The following is an 18672-nucleotide window of genomic DNA, read 5'->3' as shown; positions in this document are numbered from 1 at the left end:
ATGACCACGCCAATGAAACAGGCGGATTCAGCCGCCAAGACGAAACAACGGGTTTCAGATGAGCAGCGGCACCTGGTGCTGGAGTTGCGCCGCCGTCACTCGCTGCGCGAAGTGGCCGAAGCGACTGGCCTGCCGCTGGGAACGGTGAAGACCCTGGTTTCACGTTCCGGGGCATTCCGCGACAACGAGCAGCACCGCGCCATGTTCACCCTGCCGCCTATCAGCGCCAGCACCGAGACCCTACCGAGCGTGCCCGAGCTGCCGCCGCAGGAGGTCGTTACCGGGGATAAGGAGGTAGATGCGGTGCTCTGGCTGCGCTCGATCATCAGTACCGGCCAGACAGCTCTGATTGACCGGGCCATGGAGGGCGCCAAGAAGATTAGGACGCCGCTCGATGTATTGGAGAAGCGGTACCGCGACTACCTGGTGGCCACCAACCCCGGCCATCTGTTCGCCGCCATGTCGTCGTTCGGCTTCGCTGACCTCGAGGCGCTGGCCAGCCGGGCCATTGGGCAGCACTCGCTTCGGCTGGAAGGCGCCGCCCGCTTCGGTGACGACCTGCTGGCCGACACCGCTGGGGAAACGTTCTGCATCGAGGCGCTGCGCGGGCTGGAGGCTGCCGGCCAATTCGGTGACTTCGATAAGGGCCAGGTAGCCGCCAGGTTCAGCGCCCACCCTGAACTGCTGCCGCACACCCTCGCGGATTGCCTTTACGAGCTGGGCTACTGGGATCAGCTCTACCGCCTGCGCCACGCCGCGGATCGGGACGCCAGCGACGGGCCGCCCGAAGCAACAGCACGGGACTGGTTTGTGTTCGGCCTGCTGGCGCAGATCCGGCCCCGAGACAAAGCCGAGGCGCTGACGGTGTTCCGCTATCTGATCGCCAGCCAGCGCGACGGCATGGCGGAGTCTGAGGCAATTCTTTGCAACTTGATTGGATAGCCCGCGCCACGAAACGCAACTGCGCGAAAACGTGGCGCGACATAGAGCAACACCACCGGGCACCAGCCCATGACCAGCGCCAGTGGCGCCCATGCGAGAGAGAGATCCATGAACGATCAATACCAAGGAGAAACCGATCTATGACCACGTTCCAAGAGCGATTCACAGAGGCCTGCAAGACCACCGACTTCGCCGACAATTCGAAGGCCATCAGCGGTTACGACGTGTGGGATGTGCGCTATGTCCGGGATGGTAAGCACGTCGAAATCGACGGTCCCTTCTTCACCGAGGACGAAGCCCGAATTTCTGCTGATTTGCTCCGCGGCACATTCCGCGGTGCTAGGGCCTATTCCGTCTGCCACTGCGCGACATGGAATCCAGATCCGAAGCGGGAGCAACTGATCCGCGACCAGGCTCGCATGTCGCGCTCTCTTCTGGCTTGCCGGCTCAATGTTCCATCTCCCATTAACCCAGCTCAGGAGGCTTTCTAATGGCCGCATTGGCAATCGAATACACTCCGCGAACCATCATCAAGCTTGGCGGCTTTCTCGGGAGGAAATATGGAAGGGAGCACCCGTACCTTCTTTCCGACCATGGCGACACCCGTGAAGCAATGAGAGCGATAGATGTTAATCACCCTGGCTTCTTGAAAGACCTCGCGGATGCGCGATCGAAGGGGCTGGACTTCGCGGTCTTCCGAAACGGCAGGAATGTTGGCGAAGAAGAGTTCGGCCTGGGCGGTTGTCGCGAGATCAGGATTATCCCAGTGGTCCGTGGGAGTAAGCGTGCAGGCGTTTTGCAGACTGTCATTGGTGTGGCGCTGATTGTCGTAGCCTCTTTCATGACCGCTGGAACCGCGGCGGCTGCGGTAATGGGGGCAGGTATCGCAAATACCGCAGGCGGCGTTATCCAAATGCTCAGCCCACAATTGGCTGGGCTCAAGACAAGCGCTGCGCCAGAGAACACCCCGTCCTACGCCTTCGGCAGCGCCAAGAACACCACCGCCAGTGGCAACCCGGTACCGATCTGCATCGGTCACCGTCGATGGGGTGGGGCAATAATCAGCGCCGGGATTTACGCGGAGGACCAGATGTGAACATGCGCGATCGGATCAGCCTTACTATCAAGGCCATCGCTGAAAAGGATTTAGTCCTGGTCCGTCAACTGATGGACAGTTGCCCCACCGAACAGGTGGAGGTCACAAGCCTGGAATATCTGAATACGACAAGGATGCTGTGTCGTGTAGCTCAACTGTTCGAATGCGATATGCGCGGGCTAGCACTGAACTTCGCTAGTACGGCTACACGGGATAACGCTGAAGGGGCCACCGAGTGCCTCGAGCAAGTTGCCGCGGCAAATCAGGCCTTTACCGAATTCTGCGGTGACTTCAACGTGTGTACTGACGATCTGCTTGGAACAATGGGCGGCCATCATCCTGCCGTGACCTATCTGATCGGGTTGTCTCCAAAGCCAAAAGCGGACTTGGTGGGTCACTGGCGGCAAACGTTCGCCATCGCGGCCAGTGGCGAGGTGCTGGGGGAACGACGCCACTGATTGGGCTTTGCTCAGGTGCATGGTAGGTTTCCAGTTTTCTTCGTAATGGATGACCGACTCATGCGCTGTACCAGTCTCTCACTAATCGCAGTCGCTACCCTTTCAATCGCCGGGTGCTACTCGCCCGGCGAGCTGATCCAGAAGGGGCCCACCTATGCTGCTCAGACCAAGAAGTCTCCAAAGCAATATGCCTTGTGTGTTTTCCCACAATGGCAGGAAGCGAGGCCGGATGCGACCTTAAGCGAGACTGAGAACGGCTACAGATTGCTGAGCGGCAACGATATGAACACCAACGAAATACTTCAGGTCAGCAAATCAGCCAGCGGGAGCGATGTGAAGTTCTATCAGCGCTCGTATCTTGATTTTGGGGCTGGGAAGGCGACGTCGCTGGAATCGACAAAGAGCTGCCTGTGACCGATTCCGCGCCACGAAACGCGATCTCACAAGTTTGTGGCGCGAGACAGACCAAAACGTCTCACTCGGGCCATATCGTCTGTCTCGCTGAGCTGGCGCCCAGGTTGTGAAACGAGGTGGTTACCTGCTGTAACCACACCTGGTAACCAGTCCGGCATGGTCACAGGGAGGCGATCCAACGTCACACCTGCGCCAGGGCCAACCTTGACATTTGTTAATCGGGTGAGGGACTGGCCAGCCCCCTAAACCTCAGCCAGCTAGGCTAAATTCCTAAGCGACGTCGATCATTGTCTGATAATGGAACATCTATTGCTTCACGATATGCCACCTCGCATTTCCCCCAAAAATCAGGATGGAAACGTTGGAGTTCCGCTTGAACGGTCGCGTCGTACTGAACCCAAAACTTATAGCGAACCGCTCCAAGGCTTAGTGAACTTCGGAAGCTTGTGGGAAGGCTGGATTTTGAATCAGCACACACCATCAGCCCACCGTGCCCAGCAAACTGGTGCTCTCCGAAGCTATCCAGAAAGTTTTCATACGTTGGGTCTACATCAATGTTCAGAAGCACCAGATTGCGATCTGTTTTCCCTATCGCGAACTTGCTTAATTCTAGTGGTCGTGGACCGCAAGACTCCGCCACGTGACAACACAGAAGCTTGGCAAAGTAGCGGAATATATCGAGATACGGCGCTGAACCAATCTCATATTCCGGCGAGCTGAAAACTAGCTCTGGGGTTTTGCCTTGCGAAAGCATTTCTGACACCGAGGCATGAAACCGATCAAACTCGTGATCGGGACCTTGGGTATGAGAACTATTACACGAGGCGCACATGCGTGCTGAGAAGTGAAAGGCGCGGGACTTAGGTCCCTGAGCACTACGAGGATTACTAGCACCATCAAAGCTGCCGATAACCATGGCGTCTTTCCCAAAGATCTTTCGTAAAGCAGAAGCTTTTACCTTGTGTTCACCCGTGAGAGATTCAGAGGAGCCACACAGACAGCAGCGGTCAGCTTGGTATGGTTCGAAAAAAAATCCCATCGGACGGCTCCTTGCGATCTAGAGATATTTAGAATTGTCGACGATTCAGGCCGCCCACTTGAAGGCGCAATGATAGTCGCAGTTGGAGAATTTGAAACTTGTCAGATTTTGTCAGGTTCCTGCGCTGCGCCGATGTCAAGTTTTGACAAGTCGCTGGCGCTGACTGGATCGTCCGGTATCCACCTTGGTATCCACGAAATGGTTAGCTTCAGCAGGCAGGGCCGGGCCTGGTTCCCGCAGCGCTTCACGCACGATCATCACGCAGGCGCAGTGCGCCAACCCTGTAGTGGTCCGCGGCCCGGTGCGCACCGCTGGTACGTATTCTGGCGTGCGTACTGGGGAGGTTCGCACCCTGGGTTCGCACAGAAGTTCGCAACCACCATGGCGCGAACCTGGTCTACCACAATGGGAGGTTAGGCTCGTGGGCGGAAACAGAGCGCGAGACAGACCAAAACGTCTCACTCGAATCATGTCGTCTGTCTCGCTGAGCTGGCGACCAGCAGCCTGAGCAAAGCGGTAACCAGCCTGGGCATGGTCACTGGCCATCACCAGTACACCCCGTGCCAGCGCCGAACCTTGACAATTGTTAACTCGATCCCGACTGCTACGCTTTTCTCCAATAAGGTAAAGATTGGTCATTGGCGACCATCTTTTCGCCCTTGCACACGCATTCGTATGGAGGCTGTATGCGCAACGCTGCTCTGATCTCCTCAATAGCAGCACTCATGGTGGGATGCATCCAGCTACCTCCACAGGAGGTCGGTCAGCAAGCACCTCAGTCACAGGAGAAGACGAATCCACAACCAGCCCCATCACAGCAAATAATTGATCACGGCCAATGGATTGATTTCGGAGGCAGCAACGAGATGTCCTTTCAACTGAAAAAGGGATCTTTTCGCTTTGACCAAGACAAAGGAGGGGGCTTTGTAGCTGTAGCCTTAGGGCGAATTCTTGATCAAAGTAACGGCCAAGTCAGTGCTATTCAATTTTATGTTACGGCGCAAGAATGCGTGAATGAGAGAGGATCACTGGTTATGACGGATGTTCAAGGTGCAGCGTTAAATCAGTTTGATTTTTTATTTGACGCAGGAAATATCGCTTCAAGCATAGCCCAAACCATTTGTGCTGTTGCCTTTAAAAAAGCCGCAGAAATTCAACAGCAAAATCCCCCAAGGGTTGTTCCGGTCAAGCCGAAAGCGCCAGCAATCTGACCATAGATCACAAGGCAAGCTGTAACAACGCGTGTGACAGGGGACTGGCTGTTTCACGCAGCACTTCACGCACGATCTTCACGCAGGCGCAGTGCGCGAAAGCTGTGGCGGTACGCACCGCTGGTGCGCATTTTGGCGTGCGTACAGGACAAGTTAGCACTGAGGTTCGCAACCACTTACGTTAGGCTAGTGCGAACTCTGGGGCTGATCCAATTGCGAAAGAAGCCATGCAACAGGTCAAGGGTGTCTAACTCAGCTACATTCGAACGGCAGATTAATCAAACAGGAAATGGTAATGCCATCCATGGAAGTAGCGCTCGTAAATGGGGCTCGGGCTCAGCCAGCACCAGGGCTTAAAGGCGAATGCCCATTGTGCGGAAAGCCAGCGCAAGCGAAGTGTGGCCCCATCGTTCGTTGGCACTGGGCTCACGCAGGTAGACGGCATTGCGACCCTTGGATGGAGAACGAAGGCCCATGGCATCGCGCATGGAAAGCACTGTTTCCGTTCGAGTGGCAGGAGGTGGTCGCCTCTGACAATACTGGCGAGAAGCATATTGCGGACGTGAAGCGGCCTGATGGCACCGTAATCGAATTACAGAATTCACCAATGAGCATCGAGGAAATGGAAAGTAGGGAGACTTTCTATGGTGATCGGATGGTGTGGATAGTAAATGCAGAGAAGTTTCGCAATCAAATCTACATATTTGACTCGCTTCCTGACCCAGAAGCTGAATTCGTAGCTGACCTGACATTTTTTCAGCCCGTCCCAAGCTGGAGGCAATCCAACATAGCCATTCGGGGAGATGGTCATAGCTTAATGTTCTTTCGTAAGTCCGACGTTTTTCCAGATGGTAGTCCCACCTACCAGGTTCACTCCGGGCAAAGCCTGGGCGACCTTGTGGTGGAAAATTACGTAGGGCATCACCTCTGTCTTTGGCTTAAACCACGGGAAGTTTGGAAAAGGGCAAAACGCACGGTCATATTCGATTTTGGACACGAAACCATGTGGGCCGCATGTCATTACGGCGTCGAGAAGTTCTTCTGTGTTCGGCGTGTATCGAAAAAGGCGCTTATCCGATCATTGCTAGACGGCAAGGAGCCCGACATCTCAGGAAAGAGAGTGTCGGTCGAGCAGTACGCTGATTGGATGACGCCTGCTTCACTTTGACCATGCTTTGACGAAATGTGAGACAGGCATGAGACGGACGCCGCATGGCCTGGGCGTCTGAGGCCTTGCGCCAGGCTGCGCCGGTAAAACTGGCGGTCGGCGCAGTCTTACATTCTGGTGGTGCTGGGCGCTACTTTGACCACGCTCTGACGGATCACGGGCCAGGAAGATACCAGCAGCCTCTGTGGCCGGGCGTCTGAGGTCTTCCCCGTGCTGGAGGCCGTCAAAGTAGATGCCCTGGGCAGCTCATACCCCAGACAGGCCTAAGACGGATTTTGGACAGCTTTGGACGGATCGGCGCCAGCAACAGGTGGGAGGAATTGCGCCGAGGGCCGGCGCCATCGAGCATTCAACCTGGTTTGGCGCCTTCGTCAGCTTGGGGTCGTCAAAAATCAACAGCGAATGTTTGACAGGTACTAGACAGAATTAGACGAGTTGCCACGAGCATGCGGTGCTCAAGCGCACGACTGGTCTGGGCGGCGACCCAAACAGTGGTCCCGACGCGCCTCACCTCGTCAAACATTTTCGAGTGCTTATTCTGGACAGGCTCTGGACGGATTCAGGGCGCCAGAAGGTGGCCAAGTGAGCTGTGGAGCGCGTAGGGTGGGGCCTGCAGGTTGGTGTCGTTGAGTATGAGCTGAATGACCGTCCAGAATGGCGCCCAGCCTTGACCTACCCTTGACCATTCTTGACGGAAATTCTTGACCCTTCTTGACGGATTGGACCGCTGGCGCTTGAGCATGATCGGCTGTAAGCCTTGCTGTACAAGGGCTGGCGTTTAGCCTGGTGGGCCAGTGAGAGCTGTCGCCGTCAAGAGTTTTCGGACGTGCTCGTCAAGGGACGCCGCGGCAGTTAGAACCTGACGGACCGAAGCACCGGTTTTCGTTGCGTGAACGGATTTTGGCTCAGTGAACAGACCTGACGGCAGTCTGGAACAGGTACGCCATCCGCCATACCACCCCACCGATGAGGAGCTCTTAACTCGTGGAAAACCAGGACCTAGCCCGGCTCAGGGAAAAGTTTGACCACTTCCGGGAGGAGTGCATTTGGATTACCAATTGTTACAACCTCTACAGAACTCTTTATGAGGGAGGGGAGGCCACAGATGCCGTCTTGATTCGGGTAGCCCCGGCATTTTTCCATGACCTGAATCGGATCATCGTCGAACACATACTCCTGCAGATCTGCAAAATCACTGATCCCGCCGAGAGTGGAAGTCGACAAAACTTGACTGTGGCCAACTTGAACAAGGACCTCAATGCCCTAGGGCTGCTTACGCAAGACCTGATAGATCTAGCGGGAGAGTTCGAAGGCTATCGAGCTTTGATCAAGCTGGCGCGGAACAGGCTCATTTCGCACTTGGATTGGCAGGCTGTGCAGGACGGGAACCCTCTCGGCGAACATGAGGCGGCTGAAGTAAGGCGGTTCTTTGCCAGCCTATTTCGGTATACCGATCTCGTGGGTGAAGCCTGCGGTGCTGGTCCTTTGGACTATTCGGTTTCCGCCTGTCCTGGCGACGCTATCGACTTACTGCGAGCGCTGCGCAACCCCCTCTATTCGTGAGTCAGGTTCGGGCCATGGGGATCGTGGAGTGCCGCGCCCTTTCAATTCTGTCTCCTGGACAGAGTTTACCGTTGGGTGTCAGCGACTCGTTCACCCGGCCTGCAGCTTGGCCGGCTTCAAATCCCGCCGATCAGGGTATGTACTTGGAGGGGGCATCCGTTATTTCCGGGTAAGTAATCACTTGCTATCCGGATAGTGTCCGCGTGCGCCACAAAACGGTGAGCTCTGGTTTCGTAGCGCGGTCAGATTGCTACAACATGGACCGTCCAATACTTGCGATAAATTCTGTGCTCGACCATTCTCATGGGCCGTTCATTCCAAGGAGGTGTCCCCATGACGCAGGAGAATTTTCACGCAAGCGTGCAGTACAATGATTCGGTCGGGACTGCTGCAGCGGACGACCATGACACAAGCTCTATTGGAGAGTACCTACGCAAGAAGGGGCTGATCCAAAACGATGATTATGTAGTCGGAGTCAAATTGTGGTCGGGAGAGGTCCATGGCCAGTATCAAAACGACCCGGTGTATGTGTCTGCGTACGTTGCGAGGTCTTGGGAGTACGATAATCTGCAGCAGGCAGTTGATTCTGGCGTGCCACTGAAGGTTCTTGAAATCAAGCTTGAGATGCCGTTGAGTGAGTTCTTTGGGTTTTTCAAGCGATTTGAGATTGCTATCTCGCGTCACGGATTGATCGACCGGCGTGATGTGGACATCCAGTGAAGGGGTACTTTCTCGTTTAGGTATACGTTTAGGTATATGGAACCGATGGTTTCTGGTGTGGTGTGTTGATTTTATTGGTCTAAAGACGTGTTGTTCGACTCCTGTCTCCGCACCACATCCAGCTCCACTGCGTTCCGCTGAATGCTTTGGAAGCCCTCTAAACCGGCCTTCTGGCCGGTTTTCCATTTCCACGACCCTCCGTCGGGAACCAACAAAATCCCCAATAACCGGGGGTATTTTTGGGGTACAGCGTCTTTCCTGAATGGAGAACGTACCCCTATGCCACGTTTAGCCACTCCGCTCAGTGATCTCAAATGCCGCACGGCCAAACCGAGTGATCGCACCATCAATTTAATTTCGAAAGCGCCGCAAGCAGTATGAGAGGCAGACCCCCTCTCAAGCCTTTGGATCTAATGCCGATAGTGTCTTATAGCCATCTTTTGGTTGATGGTTAATTGAGGCGTAGGAGATGAGGGATGTCTGAAGGATCTTGGTATTACGCACTGAATGGATCACGTCAGGGGCCGTTCACTGTCGAGCAAATGAGAGAGTTCGTAGCGTCGAGCGCTATTCATGCTGAAACGAAGGTATGGGCAGGAGCGGGGGAGTGGGTCTCCCTGAAAGAAACGGATCTTGCTAGCAGTATCGATCGCCCTGTAGGGCCACCTCCACTTGCGGCCAGTGAAGTAGACAACCGCTTTGTCTGGGGCTTGGTAGGGATTCAACTGGTGGGTGGTGCCATCGAATTCATCTCTGGCATCAGCTTGTGGTGGGTGTTTTTGATCCTCAACGTCGGCCTCTGCGTTGCAGATGAAAAACGACTGAAAGCTGCCGGCCGTTCTGCACCCACAACCTGGTGGGTATTCCTCATTCCGGTGTACCTGTGGAAGCGTGCGAACCTTCTGGGTCAGAACAAAAACTATTTTTATGCATGGGTAGCAGCTTTCGTGGTCTCCCTGCTCCTGGCGGCAGCCGGTGGTGAATCGGCAGTTGAGGAAGCGGCGTGCCCGCTGGTCACTGAGATCATCCATAAGCAGTTTTACCAGTCCTCGTCCTGCGTGGCCGTAACCATCGATGATGAGCCCAAGTCAGGCTTCTATCGAGCCACTGCGCTGCTGGATAACGGAAACGAGATCGACATCACCATCGAAAAGAAAGGTGAGAATATCTTCGTGCGAGTCCCTCAGCAGTAAGCTGAGCAGCAGTTGAAGAAAAGCCCGGTTGCAGTGCCGGGCTTTTCGGGTTCCAGACAGGTTAATGCGGGGGGGGGGGGCTTTCCCACCTCTACTGTTGCATCGGAATTTCTGTTGGGACGGTATAGCGCCGCGCAATCCAGCCTTTGAGGATTTCACCTGAAACATCAACGGAAACCCGTATCCATACCTCCTAATCCTCCAGTACCTCAAGAACTGCTCCGATTCTGGGAAACGCTTTAATTTCTGACTTTTCGGCAGGTTGAATTCTAAGATTAACCTTGTCTACGATCAACACTCGGTGACCTAACAGCAAGCTCGCGTGTTCTTGAGGAATTTGAGCAATAGATTCCTTAACCTCTGCTGGGCTTTTCGCAAACCCAACAAATCCCGCATTGTGCAGACTTTGTTGTTTCTGGCTTCACCTGATGTCTTGTTGCCTATCTGCTGGTCCGAGGACTAGTTAGGGACATTCAGGTGGTACCAACGATGAGTTTTGCGGATAATCGAGGTCATGGAATCATGGAGTGTCAGTGTGAAGAAATGGAAATTAGCTTTAGTTGGCGTGGCGTCACTGTTCCTCGCAGCCTGCGAGAAAGCACCCTCTTATGAGTTCGAGGGCACATACTTCATAACTGAAGGTGAAAACTGCACGATTCCGGCAAGTGCGGAAGACAACGAGAATTATTTTTTAGAAATAACCAAGCAGGCACACAATGGAAGCGTGTCGTACTCCGCCAAGCTCCCATCAGTTGCAAAAGCCGAAATGCCCATTACTAGCGTGCAAAACGCCTCGCCAAGCAAAGACAATGAACTCACGTTCAGCTTCACTCACGCCAGGGTGCCCGGCGCCATGCCAGAGAGCTCAAAGATGAGCTTCGAAATTTCTGTAGTGCCAAATAAAAACAAGGAAAACCATCTATGGCTGACTAAACAAAAGGCCATAATGGTGCGGGACGAGAAAGTAACCGAGTACGATGTTTTAGATAATTTGAGAAGATTTTTCGAACTCGGGAAGGCCGGCGCTTGCTTGAGGAAGGGAACAGCGGAGGACTGAGTGCAACAGGGAGGCGGTGTTGGCGAGGATAACCAAACTTGCTCAACCTCGCCCGCCACCTTTTGCTCATTCGCCAAACAGCGCCTTGGTGTATTTTTTGGAGACGGCTCCGGATCGCTTCCCGTCCGCACCGTAGTAGCGGTCTTCACGACATAGCCGCTCTTTCACGTCGCAGAAAATCCCGTTAGCGAAGGTGAACTCGGTCAAGTCAACGTCACTCGATGTGAAGACGTCGGTCGTCGCTGCCTTCTTGCCTAGGTACTTTTCCGTTAGCTCGCGGGAGATGCCTTTGTCATTGGCGCACACGTAACGGTCGCAGAGCACGCCCGATGCAGGCGTTTTCAGTGCGGCTCGCTGTTTGGCCTGTGCGGGCATCACGCCCACGGCCAGCAGCAGTGCCAAAGTAAACAGAAGCGGTGATTTATTCATACTCATTGGACTTCATTCTGTGGGTTTCAGATTTACGCAAGCCACGGCGCAGCAGGTTAGCAGACCATGTTAAGGCAAAGAGGTTTCTGCGAGACCAGGCGATTCATTTGCCGTCGCCAAATCCTCGATCAATGCCTTCGCCATCCCACTGAGAAAATGAGCCGCACAAGTCATCGCTTCATCTTCTTCAATCATCACGTGATGAGCCAGCTTGCTCACGCAGCCCATCAACAAAGCCGCTTGTTCCAGCACATAACTCGCACTGTGCCCCGGCTCAACCCGAAACAGTCGTTCGGTGGTCTTCCCGCTCGGGCCTTCGCCGAAGGTGCCCACGCCTATCGTTTTCAGAACTGAAGCACGATCTTCGCTCATCCATACCTCCCAAAGCACGCAGCCAGCATTGCCTAAGCAACACTGGCGCTCTTCTGAAATTAAACTCAGTGCTTCAACTGAACCTTGCTCAAAGCCACTTCAATCAAGCTTCGGGCGTGTTCAATCTCATGCATGGTGGCCAAGGTCAGTACTTGCTCAGGCGGCCTGGGATGGAGCAGCACGGTCTGCTGAGCAATAGTCAGCGCGCGGACCAAATATCCAGACGTCTGGACGAGAAGGTCTTCAAGGGATTGGTTGGGATGATGCGGAGGATCTGGGACGATTTTTAACATGGTGTCTCCCCGGTGAATGGAGCCGCCACGAATCTGCTGTCAAACAAATGGGTGGCAACTGTACGCGGGTTGACAGACCGAACACCGGAGAACTCGGCGCACACGAAGGTGCCCCACGTACAATCGCCATAAAGGCTTGCACATGTCCACGGTGTAGTCGGCCTGTCAAAACCGGTCGCTGGAATTGCCAACGACCGACCGAGACTAGTGTCCTCCCGGGACCACTGCAATGCTTTGAAAGCGGCAAAAGTATGATTGGGAAATGGACTACATGGAATCAGGAAATTCTGAAGATTTCCGCCGTTAACGTACCGTTCTCGCGACTATTCGTTACAAATCCACGCCCCACTCTGGTGACCCTGCCATCACCCAAGCCATCATAGGAGGTCACCGCAACCTGGCCTGTTCAGGCGCTGCGTTTTATACGAAGGGCAACGAGAGCCCTCTTTTTCTGCTGGGGCGATGGATGAAACAAGGGCGAGTGTGGGCGCTGATGTTGATGGTTGCGGTCTTGTCGGGCTGCGCCACGGCGCCGCCGAGGGATCAGAACAATCTGTGCAATATCTACCGCCAGTACCCGGACTGGTACGAAGATTCGCTGAAGATGCAGCAGCAGTTCGGCACGCCGCAACATGTGGCGATGGCGATCATGAAGCAGGAAAGCAGTTTCGTTTCCGATGCGCTGCCGCCCCGCGACTACTTGCTGTGGGTAATCCCGTGGGGGCGGGTGAGTTCGGCCTATGGTTATGCACAGGCCCAGGACCCGGTCTGGGGTGAGTACAAATCCGGCACCGGCAATGGCGGCTCGCGGGATAACCTTGATGACGCGGTGATGTTCATCGGCTGGTACACCGCCGGCACCCAGCGCCAGTTGGGGATTTCCAAGTGGGATACCTACAACCAGTACCTGGCTTATCACGAAGGGCGCGGAGGTTTTAGTCGTGGGACTTATCGCAGCAAGCCGTGGCTGATGCAGGTGGCGCGCAAGGTGGAGGCGCAGTCGCGGGTCTATGGCGCCCAGCTCAAGGCCTGTCGCCAGGAGCTGGAGGATGATCGCGGTTGGTTCTAGCTTGCACGGCGCAGCAGCGGGCGGGTTTTGATTAGCCCCGCTGCAAGGGCCGCCAGAATCAGGGCAATGGCGATGCCTTCGTTGCGGTCGATGTGGTGGTCGAGCATGACGATGGAGCCGGCGATGCCGAATATCGGGATCAGCAACGACAGCGGCGCAACGGTTGAAACCGGGTATTCGCGCAGCAACAGGTTCCAGCCCCAGTAGCAGAAGTGCGTCGCCGCGTAGACCTGGAACAACAGCGAAAGCAGCGCGACGCCCTCAAGGTGGCTGGCCAGGGCGGTGAACGGCGCGCTGCCATGGTTGAGCCAGGTGAGCAGCAGCAAGGGGATCGGCGGGAAGAGGCTGGCCCACACCACAAAGGCAAACATCTCACGCACTTTCGAGCGTTTGATGATGACGTTGCCAACGCTCCAGCTGAAGGCGCTGACCAGCAATACGCTGTAGCCTGCGGTCGTCGCCTGGCCGGGGCTGCTGGCGATAATGCAGAGCAAGCCGAGGGCTGCGAGTAGCACGCCAACGCACTGGCCAAGGCTCATGCCTTCGCGAAACAGCAGCACGCCCCAACCCAAGGTGAAGAAGGCACTGAACTGGATGAGCAGGGCAGCGGTGCCGGGTGGCACGCCCAGGCTGATGCCCAGGTTGATCAGCGCCCACATCGCCACGCCGAAGATCAAGCCGTAGGCGGCCAACCAACCCAGGGCCACGGGCGGGCGTTTGATGAAGAATACCCAGGGCAGGGCGGCGAGGCTGAAGCGCAGAGCGGTGAGCAGCAGCGGGTCGATCTCGGCCAGGGCCAGTTTGCTTATGGGGAAGTTCAGGCCCCAGACGGCCGTCACCAGCACGGCGAGCAGCAGGTGTTTTGGTTGCATGGTGTTGTTATCCACAGGCGGGCAGGGCGCAACTATGCGCAATGCAGGCGCTGGCCCGCTTGCGCTATCGGGTCGTAGGTCGTTAGATTCGGGCCATGATTGCTATCGACCCGTCTGAACACATTCCCCGCGACGCGGTGGTGACCGCCGTTGACTATGCCGATGGCCATCACTTCGCCCTGCATACCCATCAGCGTGGGCAGTTTGCTTATGCGGCCTGCGGGGTGATCACTGTGTTCACCCGCGAGGGCAACTGGGTGGTGCCGCCGCAACGGGCCATCTGGGTGCCGGCGCAGGTACCCCATGAGATGGTCATGAGCGGGCCGGTGACCATGCTCAACACCTATATCAGCAACGAGGCGGCGGCACGTTTGGCGCTGCCGGGGTTGTGTCAGGTGTTCGATGTGTCGGCGTTTTTGCGCCAGTTGCTGATTCAGGCAGCAGCCGTGCCGGCGCTGTATGCGCAAGAACAGCGCGACGGTCATTTGATGGCCTTGCTGCTGCACGAAATCGCCAGCATGGCGCCGCTGTCGCTCAATGCGCCGCTGCCGGATGATCCGCGCCTGGCCCAGGCGTGCCAGCGGCTGTTGCAGCAACCCTCGCTTGAGGTGAGCATCGATGACATGGCCCGGCAGGTGGGCCGGAGCCGGCGTACGTTTACCCGGCTGTTTCGTCAGCAAACCGGTATCAGCTTTGTCGAATGGCGCCAGCAGGCATGCCTGTTGGCAGCGGTGGTGCGCCTGGGCAATGGCGAGCCGATCACCCGGGTGGCGGTGGACCTGGGCTATAGCAGCCCGAGTGCGTTCACCAGTGTGTTTCGCAAGGTGCTGGGGGCGGCGCCGAGTCGGTATTTCAGCAAGGAAGCGCTATGAATCATGGCGCGCATGCACAGCCGCAACGGCGATGCGCCCGACGGTTCATCCGCCGAAGCGATGTCCTTCTGGTGTGAAACGGCTACCGCTATTGCGGTTCGACGCACTGCTGAGGATATGTGTGAAGTGTCGGCGCCTTTGGGGCTTGATGACTTGTTCGCGCTGCTGCTCAGGTCGAGCCGGCGCTTTGTGGTGGATAAGCGGCAGGTTTATGAGGAGCGGATTGCGGGCAAGGCGTGGTTGAGTAAGTGGCCACGGTTGCGGTGTGTTGGTTAAAGTTTTCTGCACTTCACTATTTGGTTTTGTCTCGCGTCGGATAGGAAGACGCGTGAGCTATCATTAGAGCCATCGCTGCCCAACCGACGAACGGATAACGATCAATGATTTCCGGGTGATGAAATAATAATAGGTATCGGTCATGTCTTACGATGTCCAAATAGATGACGCCAAATAACATGTTGTAGGCAAGGCAGATGTAGAATTTAAAGTAATTTAGTTCGGGGCCGGAAAAATGCCATTTTAGCCATCTGGCAATAAATAGGCCAATAGCTGCAGTGCATAGAAGTGCGAGTGCTATCATCTTTCATTGTCTAATAAAATTTGGATTCCCGTGCTGGCGTTACTGGTGCTTTCTATAGCGCCTGATAATGGCCCTATCGTCTTGTATGATCTGACATAGTCCGTGTCGATGTACCGGAACAAGCGCCAAGCGTCCTTCTTTACTACCAATCTGGTCAAACCGTAGACCGAAAGACCTATATCTACCGCGCCATATGCTGTGTTTCCATCGCGCTCTGCGTGCCCCATTTTTTTGGCGGCAAGCTGGTAGCCTTTTCTGATTGGCCCTTCAGTGCGAGAGTGCCCTTCGATCAAATTTCGACTGTTTTCATAAATATTATTTGCCCCGTGAGCCATCAAGGGAACACCGGCTACAACACACAGGGTGCCCACAGAGGCATAACAGATACCTGCACCGGCAACGAATTGCGTAGTACCCGCTATGGTCCCGATGCCTTGCATGAAAATTTCGCTCGACTGCCTGAGCAAACTCCGCTGCTCTTCCTGGATTTCTCTAAGCCCTTCCTCAGGGCTCAAGCGTCGCTGCTCGACATCATCGACCACGCGCTTGGCGTAGTACGCCAGTTCGCGGTTGAATTGCATGCGTACACCATCATCCTCAAGGTGGCGGGCACTGATCGCGCAGGCGTAGCTGGTCAGGCGTGCGGCGGCGCTACTGACTTCCCATAGATCGTGTGAGCGCAGTTCAGGTTTTTTCTTCATTCGCTCCATTGCTTGTCCCCCCAAAAGGCATTACCGCTGGTGCCTGCCAGGTGATGAGTCCAGAAAATGTCGCGATAGCGGATGGCAAGGTGTTCCTGGGCATCCATGTCGTGCTGGAGAACCGCGTGGGGTACATCGATTCTCAAATCGACGACCATCCCGCCCCTGAGTTCTATGGTGTAGTACTTCTCATGGTGGCCGCTGGAAGAGATTCGAAAGAAGTTGATCAGGCACTTCAGCTCCTCACGATTGGCCAACGCCTGAGCCAGTAACGGTGATGCCTTGTCTATGTTTTTGCTGATGACAATCGGGCGGTGGGTGGCGTTCTGGGTGTTGCCGAGGTTGGAAAGGTTATGACTGTACGCCAGCACCATGATCTCGTCGCAATGCCCGGACTGGTACTTGTTGCCCATTGAGTCTGCGGTGGAACAGCCAGCCGAGATCAGCCCTTGCTGCCTGCCGGTGATGGTCATGTATCCATGATTGGCCATAAGCGTTACTCCCTGTAGTCAGAGAGCGCAGCCTAGATTCGAATAAGTTGATGGGTATGTAGGTCGTTTCCGAAAATTGTCGCTTTGGCCTGAAAGATTTACGCCCAGCCAAACAACTCACAAGCATTACCCGTACTCACCTCAGCCAATCGCTCAACCTCAATCCCCATGATCCCAGCCAACGCCTGGGCAATCTGCGGCAGGTGCTCCGGGCTGTTGCGCACGCCGGGGAACATCACCGGGGCCATGTCTGGGGCGTCGGTTTCCAGCACCACGCTGTCGAGCGGCAACTGTGGTAGTACCTTGTGCAAACGCAGCGCCTGCGGCCAGGTCGCGGCGCCGCCGAGGCCGAGTTTGAAGCCGAGCTTGTGGTACTCGCGGGCTTCTTCGACGCTGCCAGCGAAGGCGTGGATGATGCCGCCGCGCTTGAGTTTGTAACGTTTGAGCGTGGCGATCACCACGGCGTGGCTGCGGCGCACGTGCAGCAGGGCGGGCAAGTTGCAGTCCGCGGCCAGTTGCAACTGGGCTTCGAACAGCGCTTGCTGGCGCTCGCGGTCGAGCTCGGGCAGGTAGTAGTCCAGGCCGAATTCACCGACCGCGCACAGCTGGCGCTCGCCCCGCAGGCGGGTCAGCCAGTCGCCCAATTCGACAAGGTGCTCGGGGCGGTGCTGGTCGAGGTAGACCGGGTGCAGGCCGAACGCGGCATAAAGTTGTGAGTCGCTGCGCACCAGGTCCCAGACCCGCTGCCAGTTATCCTGATACACCCCCAGCACCACCATGCGCTCGACGCCGCCGGCCCGGGCGTTGGCCAGCAGGGCCGGGCGGTCGGGGTCGAAGTCTGGAAAGTCCAGGTGGGTGTGGGTGTCGATCAGGCGCATGTTCAGGCCGGGAAGATTCGCTGTTTGAAGGTTCGACCGATGGCGTGCACGCCTGGTTGGTATTGCTTCTGTTCAACGGCGGCGAGGGCCAGCTTGAGCGCGGTTTCGGCGATCAGGCCGTGTTGCTGGGCCATGGCGTTGACCGGCAGCGGCAGGAAGTCGAGCAGTTGGTTGTCACCGAAGGTGCCCAGTTGCAGGCTGCGCGAGTCGGCCGGGCGCGCTTGCAGTACGTCGAACACGCCTTGCAGCAGCACGTAGGAAGTGGTCAGCAAGGCGTCGGGCAGGCGGCCGAGGTCTTCGAGCAGCTGGTTCATCAGGCGCTGGCCGCACTCGCGGCTGAAGGCTTCGCCTTGCAGGCGGCTGACGTTACCGCCGAAGCCTTCCAGGGCTTGGTCGAAACCACCGGCGCGGGCCTGGCTGACGCTCAGCTCCGGGCGCGCGCCGATCAGGGCGATGTGCGCAGGCTGGGTGGCCAGCAGGCTGCGGGTCAGTTGCTGGCTGGCGTTGCGGTCGTCGCTGACGATCGAGCAGAAGTGCGCAGGGTCGAGGCTGCGGTCGATGGCGATGATCGGCAGGCCCTTGGCTTGCAGTTCGCGGTAGCTGTCGTCTTCTGGCGGCAGGCAACTGGCGACGAACAGGGCGTCGCAACGGCGGGCGCGAAACAGCTGCTGCAACTGGCGCTCGCTCTCGGGCTGGTCGTCGCTGCTGGCGATCAGCAACTGGTAGCCCTGGGCCCGGGCGCGTTGTTCCAGTTGCTTGGCGATGCGCGCGTAGCTGGGGTTTTCCAGGTCGGGGAGGATGAACCCCAGGGTACGCGTGTGCCGGCTGCGCAAACCTGCAGCCTGGGGGTTGGGGGTAAAGCCATGGGCTTCGACCACCGCCCGCACCCGCTCGACAGTGCTGGTGCTGATGCGTTGCTGTTCGGCCTTGCCATTGATGACGTAGCTGGCGGTGGTGACGGACACACCGGCCAGACGCGCGATATCGCTGAGTTTCACCGCATTTTCCTTGTTATTACCGAGACTGGCTGCAGAGCCTGACCGGGTATTGTCGCCGATCCTGGAAGGATGGCGCAGACGACCATTGTCGCAATTGTCCTACAACATGGGCAATGTTGTTCACAGTTCCCACAGGAGCTGCATGCACCGAACCCTGTGGGAGCCGGCCTTGCCGGCGATGGGCTGCAAAGCAGCCCCAGTATTACGACAGGCAGGGCTTCATTCATCCCACATTATCGAGTAACGTGCTCGTTAA

At 56.5% G+C, this 18672-nt stretch carries 23 protein-coding genes; 14 read left to right on the top strand and 9 right to left on the bottom strand.

The features are described from left to right. From ABIE20_RS06020 to ABIE20_RS06000, 5 genes are all read left to right on the top strand, one after another. Entirely contained in the window at positions 1-942 is a 942-nt protein-coding gene (locus tag ABIE20_RS06020; protein WP_429503602.1) for a hypothetical protein, read from the top strand. Between the two features lie 140 nt (positions 943-1082). Continuing rightward, entirely contained in the window at positions 1083-1433 is a 351-nt protein-coding gene (locus ABIE20_RS06015) for a hypothetical protein (protein ID WP_429503600.1), read from the top strand. After that, the gene (locus ABIE20_RS06010) at positions 1433-2038 is read left to right on the top strand and encodes a tail assembly protein (RefSeq protein ID WP_429503598.1); all 606 of its coding nucleotides are present in this window, start codon (positions 1433-1435) and stop codon (positions 2036-2038) included. The genes ABIE20_RS06015 and ABIE20_RS06010 overlap by 1 nt, the downstream gene beginning before the upstream one ends. Further along, on the top strand, positions 2035-2496 hold the full coding sequence (locus ABIE20_RS06005; protein WP_429503596.1) for a hypothetical protein: 462 nt from the start codon (positions 2035-2037) through the stop codon (positions 2494-2496). The genes ABIE20_RS06010 and ABIE20_RS06005 overlap by 4 nt, the downstream gene beginning before the upstream one ends. Positions 2497-2556: 60 nt before the next feature. After that, entirely contained in the window at positions 2557-2910 is a 354-nt protein-coding gene (locus tag ABIE20_RS06000; RefSeq protein ID WP_429503594.1) for a hypothetical protein, read from the top strand. Positions 2911-3172: 262 nt separating this feature from the next. Here ABIE20_RS06000 and ABIE20_RS05995 read toward each other — a convergent pair whose 3' ends face one another. After that, positions 3173-3949: a hypothetical protein gene (locus ABIE20_RS05995; protein ID WP_429503592.1), complete on the bottom strand. Its 777-nt coding sequence runs from the start codon at positions 3947-3949 to the stop codon at positions 3173-3175. A gap of 686 nt (positions 3950-4635) precedes the next feature. Here ABIE20_RS05995 and ABIE20_RS05990 point away from each other — a divergent pair. The 6 genes from ABIE20_RS05990 (at position 4636) to ABIE20_RS05965 (ending at position 10861) form a co-directional block, all read left to right on the top strand. Further along, a complete protein-coding gene (locus tag ABIE20_RS05990) occupies positions 4636-5160 on the top strand; it encodes a hypothetical protein (protein ID WP_429503591.1) in 525 nt (174 codons plus the stop codon). 289 nt (positions 5161-5449) lie between these two features. Beyond that, the gene (locus ABIE20_RS05985; protein ID WP_429503589.1) at positions 5450-6328 is read left to right on the top strand and encodes a competence protein CoiA; all 879 of its coding nucleotides are present in this window, start codon (positions 5450-5452) and stop codon (positions 6326-6328) included. Between the two features lie 984 nt (positions 6329-7312). Then, the gene (locus tag ABIE20_RS05980) at positions 7313-7891 is read left to right on the top strand and encodes a hypothetical protein (protein ID WP_429503587.1); all 579 of its coding nucleotides are present in this window, start codon (positions 7313-7315) and stop codon (positions 7889-7891) included. Between the two features lie 333 nt (positions 7892-8224). Further along, positions 8225-8611 (top strand): hypothetical protein, encoded by a 387-nt coding sequence (locus ABIE20_RS05975; protein ID WP_429503585.1) that lies wholly within the window; start codon positions 8225-8227, stop codon positions 8609-8611. Between the two features lie 476 nt (positions 8612-9087). Beyond that, entirely contained in the window at positions 9088-9804 is a 717-nt protein-coding gene (locus ABIE20_RS05970) for a DUF4339 domain-containing protein (RefSeq protein WP_429503583.1), read from the top strand. A 535-nt stretch (positions 9805-10339) separates the two neighbouring features. Continuing rightward, positions 10340-10861: a hypothetical protein gene (locus tag ABIE20_RS05965; RefSeq protein WP_429503582.1), complete on the top strand. Its 522-nt coding sequence runs from the start codon at positions 10340-10342 to the stop codon at positions 10859-10861. Positions 10862-10927: 66 nt separating this feature from the next. On the opposite strand, the gene ABIE20_RS05960 is transcribed toward ABIE20_RS05965, so the two are convergent. From ABIE20_RS05960 to ABIE20_RS05950, 3 genes are all read right to left on the bottom strand, one after another. Continuing rightward, a complete protein-coding gene (locus ABIE20_RS05960) occupies positions 10928-11296 on the bottom strand; it encodes a YcgJ family protein (protein WP_429503580.1) in 369 nt (122 codons plus the stop codon). Positions 11297-11359: 63 nt separating this feature from the next. Beyond that, on the bottom strand, positions 11360-11662 hold the full coding sequence (locus ABIE20_RS05955) for a DUF3077 domain-containing protein (RefSeq protein WP_429503578.1): 303 nt from the start codon (positions 11660-11662) through the stop codon (positions 11360-11362). A 65-nt stretch (positions 11663-11727) separates the two neighbouring features. After that, positions 11728-11955: a hypothetical protein gene (locus tag ABIE20_RS05950; RefSeq protein WP_045197124.1), complete on the bottom strand. Its 228-nt coding sequence runs from the start codon at positions 11953-11955 to the stop codon at positions 11728-11730. Positions 11956-12421: 466 nt separating this feature from the next. Between ABIE20_RS05950 and ABIE20_RS05945 the strand changes: the two genes are divergently transcribed. Next, positions 12422-13024, top strand: a complete 603-nt coding sequence (locus tag ABIE20_RS05945; protein ID WP_429503576.1) for a hypothetical protein — start codon at positions 12422-12424, stop codon at positions 13022-13024. On the opposite strand, the gene ABIE20_RS05940 is transcribed toward ABIE20_RS05945, so the two are convergent. Further along, on the bottom strand, positions 13021-13896 hold the full coding sequence (locus ABIE20_RS05940) for an EamA family transporter (RefSeq protein ID WP_429503574.1): 876 nt from the start codon (positions 13894-13896) through the stop codon (positions 13021-13023). The genes ABIE20_RS05945 and ABIE20_RS05940 overlap by 4 nt on opposite strands. A 95-nt stretch (positions 13897-13991) precedes the next feature. On the opposite strand from ABIE20_RS05940, the gene ABIE20_RS05935 reads away from it, so the two are divergent. Together ABIE20_RS05935 and ABIE20_RS05930 are read left to right on the top strand one after the other, a co-directional pair. Further along, complete coding sequence (locus ABIE20_RS05935) at positions 13992-14768, top strand: helix-turn-helix domain-containing protein (RefSeq protein ID WP_429503572.1); 777 nt, start codon at positions 13992-13994, stop codon at positions 14766-14768. A gap of 3 nt (positions 14769-14771) precedes the next feature. Next, complete coding sequence (locus ABIE20_RS05930) at positions 14772-15044, top strand: nucleotidyltransferase family protein (protein ID WP_429503570.1); 273 nt, start codon at positions 14772-14774, stop codon at positions 15042-15044. A gap of 300 nt (positions 15045-15344) precedes the next feature. Here the strand turns inward: ABIE20_RS05930 and ABIE20_RS05925 are convergent, their stop codons facing one another. The 4 genes from ABIE20_RS05925 to cra all read right to left on the bottom strand — a co-directional run bounded on the left by ABIE20_RS05925 (position 15345) and on the right by cra (position 18416). Beyond that, positions 15345-16058, bottom strand: a complete 714-nt coding sequence (locus tag ABIE20_RS05925; protein WP_429503568.1) for a DUF4225 domain-containing protein — start codon at positions 16056-16058, stop codon at positions 15345-15347. Further along, on the bottom strand, positions 16046-16540 hold the full coding sequence (locus tag ABIE20_RS05920; protein WP_429503566.1) for an Hcp family type VI secretion system effector: 495 nt from the start codon (positions 16538-16540) through the stop codon (positions 16046-16048). The genes ABIE20_RS05925 and ABIE20_RS05920 overlap by 13 nt, the downstream gene beginning before the upstream one ends. Positions 16541-16638: 98 nt before the next feature. Next, complete coding sequence (locus ABIE20_RS05915) at positions 16639-17418, bottom strand: TatD family hydrolase (RefSeq protein ID WP_429503564.1); 780 nt, start codon at positions 17416-17418, stop codon at positions 16639-16641. Positions 17419-17420: 2 nt separating this feature from the next. Continuing rightward, the gene (cra, locus tag ABIE20_RS05910; RefSeq protein ID WP_429503563.1) at positions 17421-18416 is read right to left on the bottom strand and encodes a catabolite repressor/activator; all 996 of its coding nucleotides are present in this window, start codon (positions 18414-18416) and stop codon (positions 17421-17423) included. Positions 18417-18672 lie beyond the last annotated feature (256 nt).

It is taken from the genome of Pseudomonas sp. 2835, from assembly GCF_050435905.1.
GTDB lineage: Bacteria > Pseudomonadota > Gammaproteobacteria > Pseudomonadales > Pseudomonadaceae > Aquipseudomonas.
The sequence above is the reverse complement of the archived record's forward strand: the minus strand, read 5'-3'. Positions and strand labels throughout refer to the sequence as shown.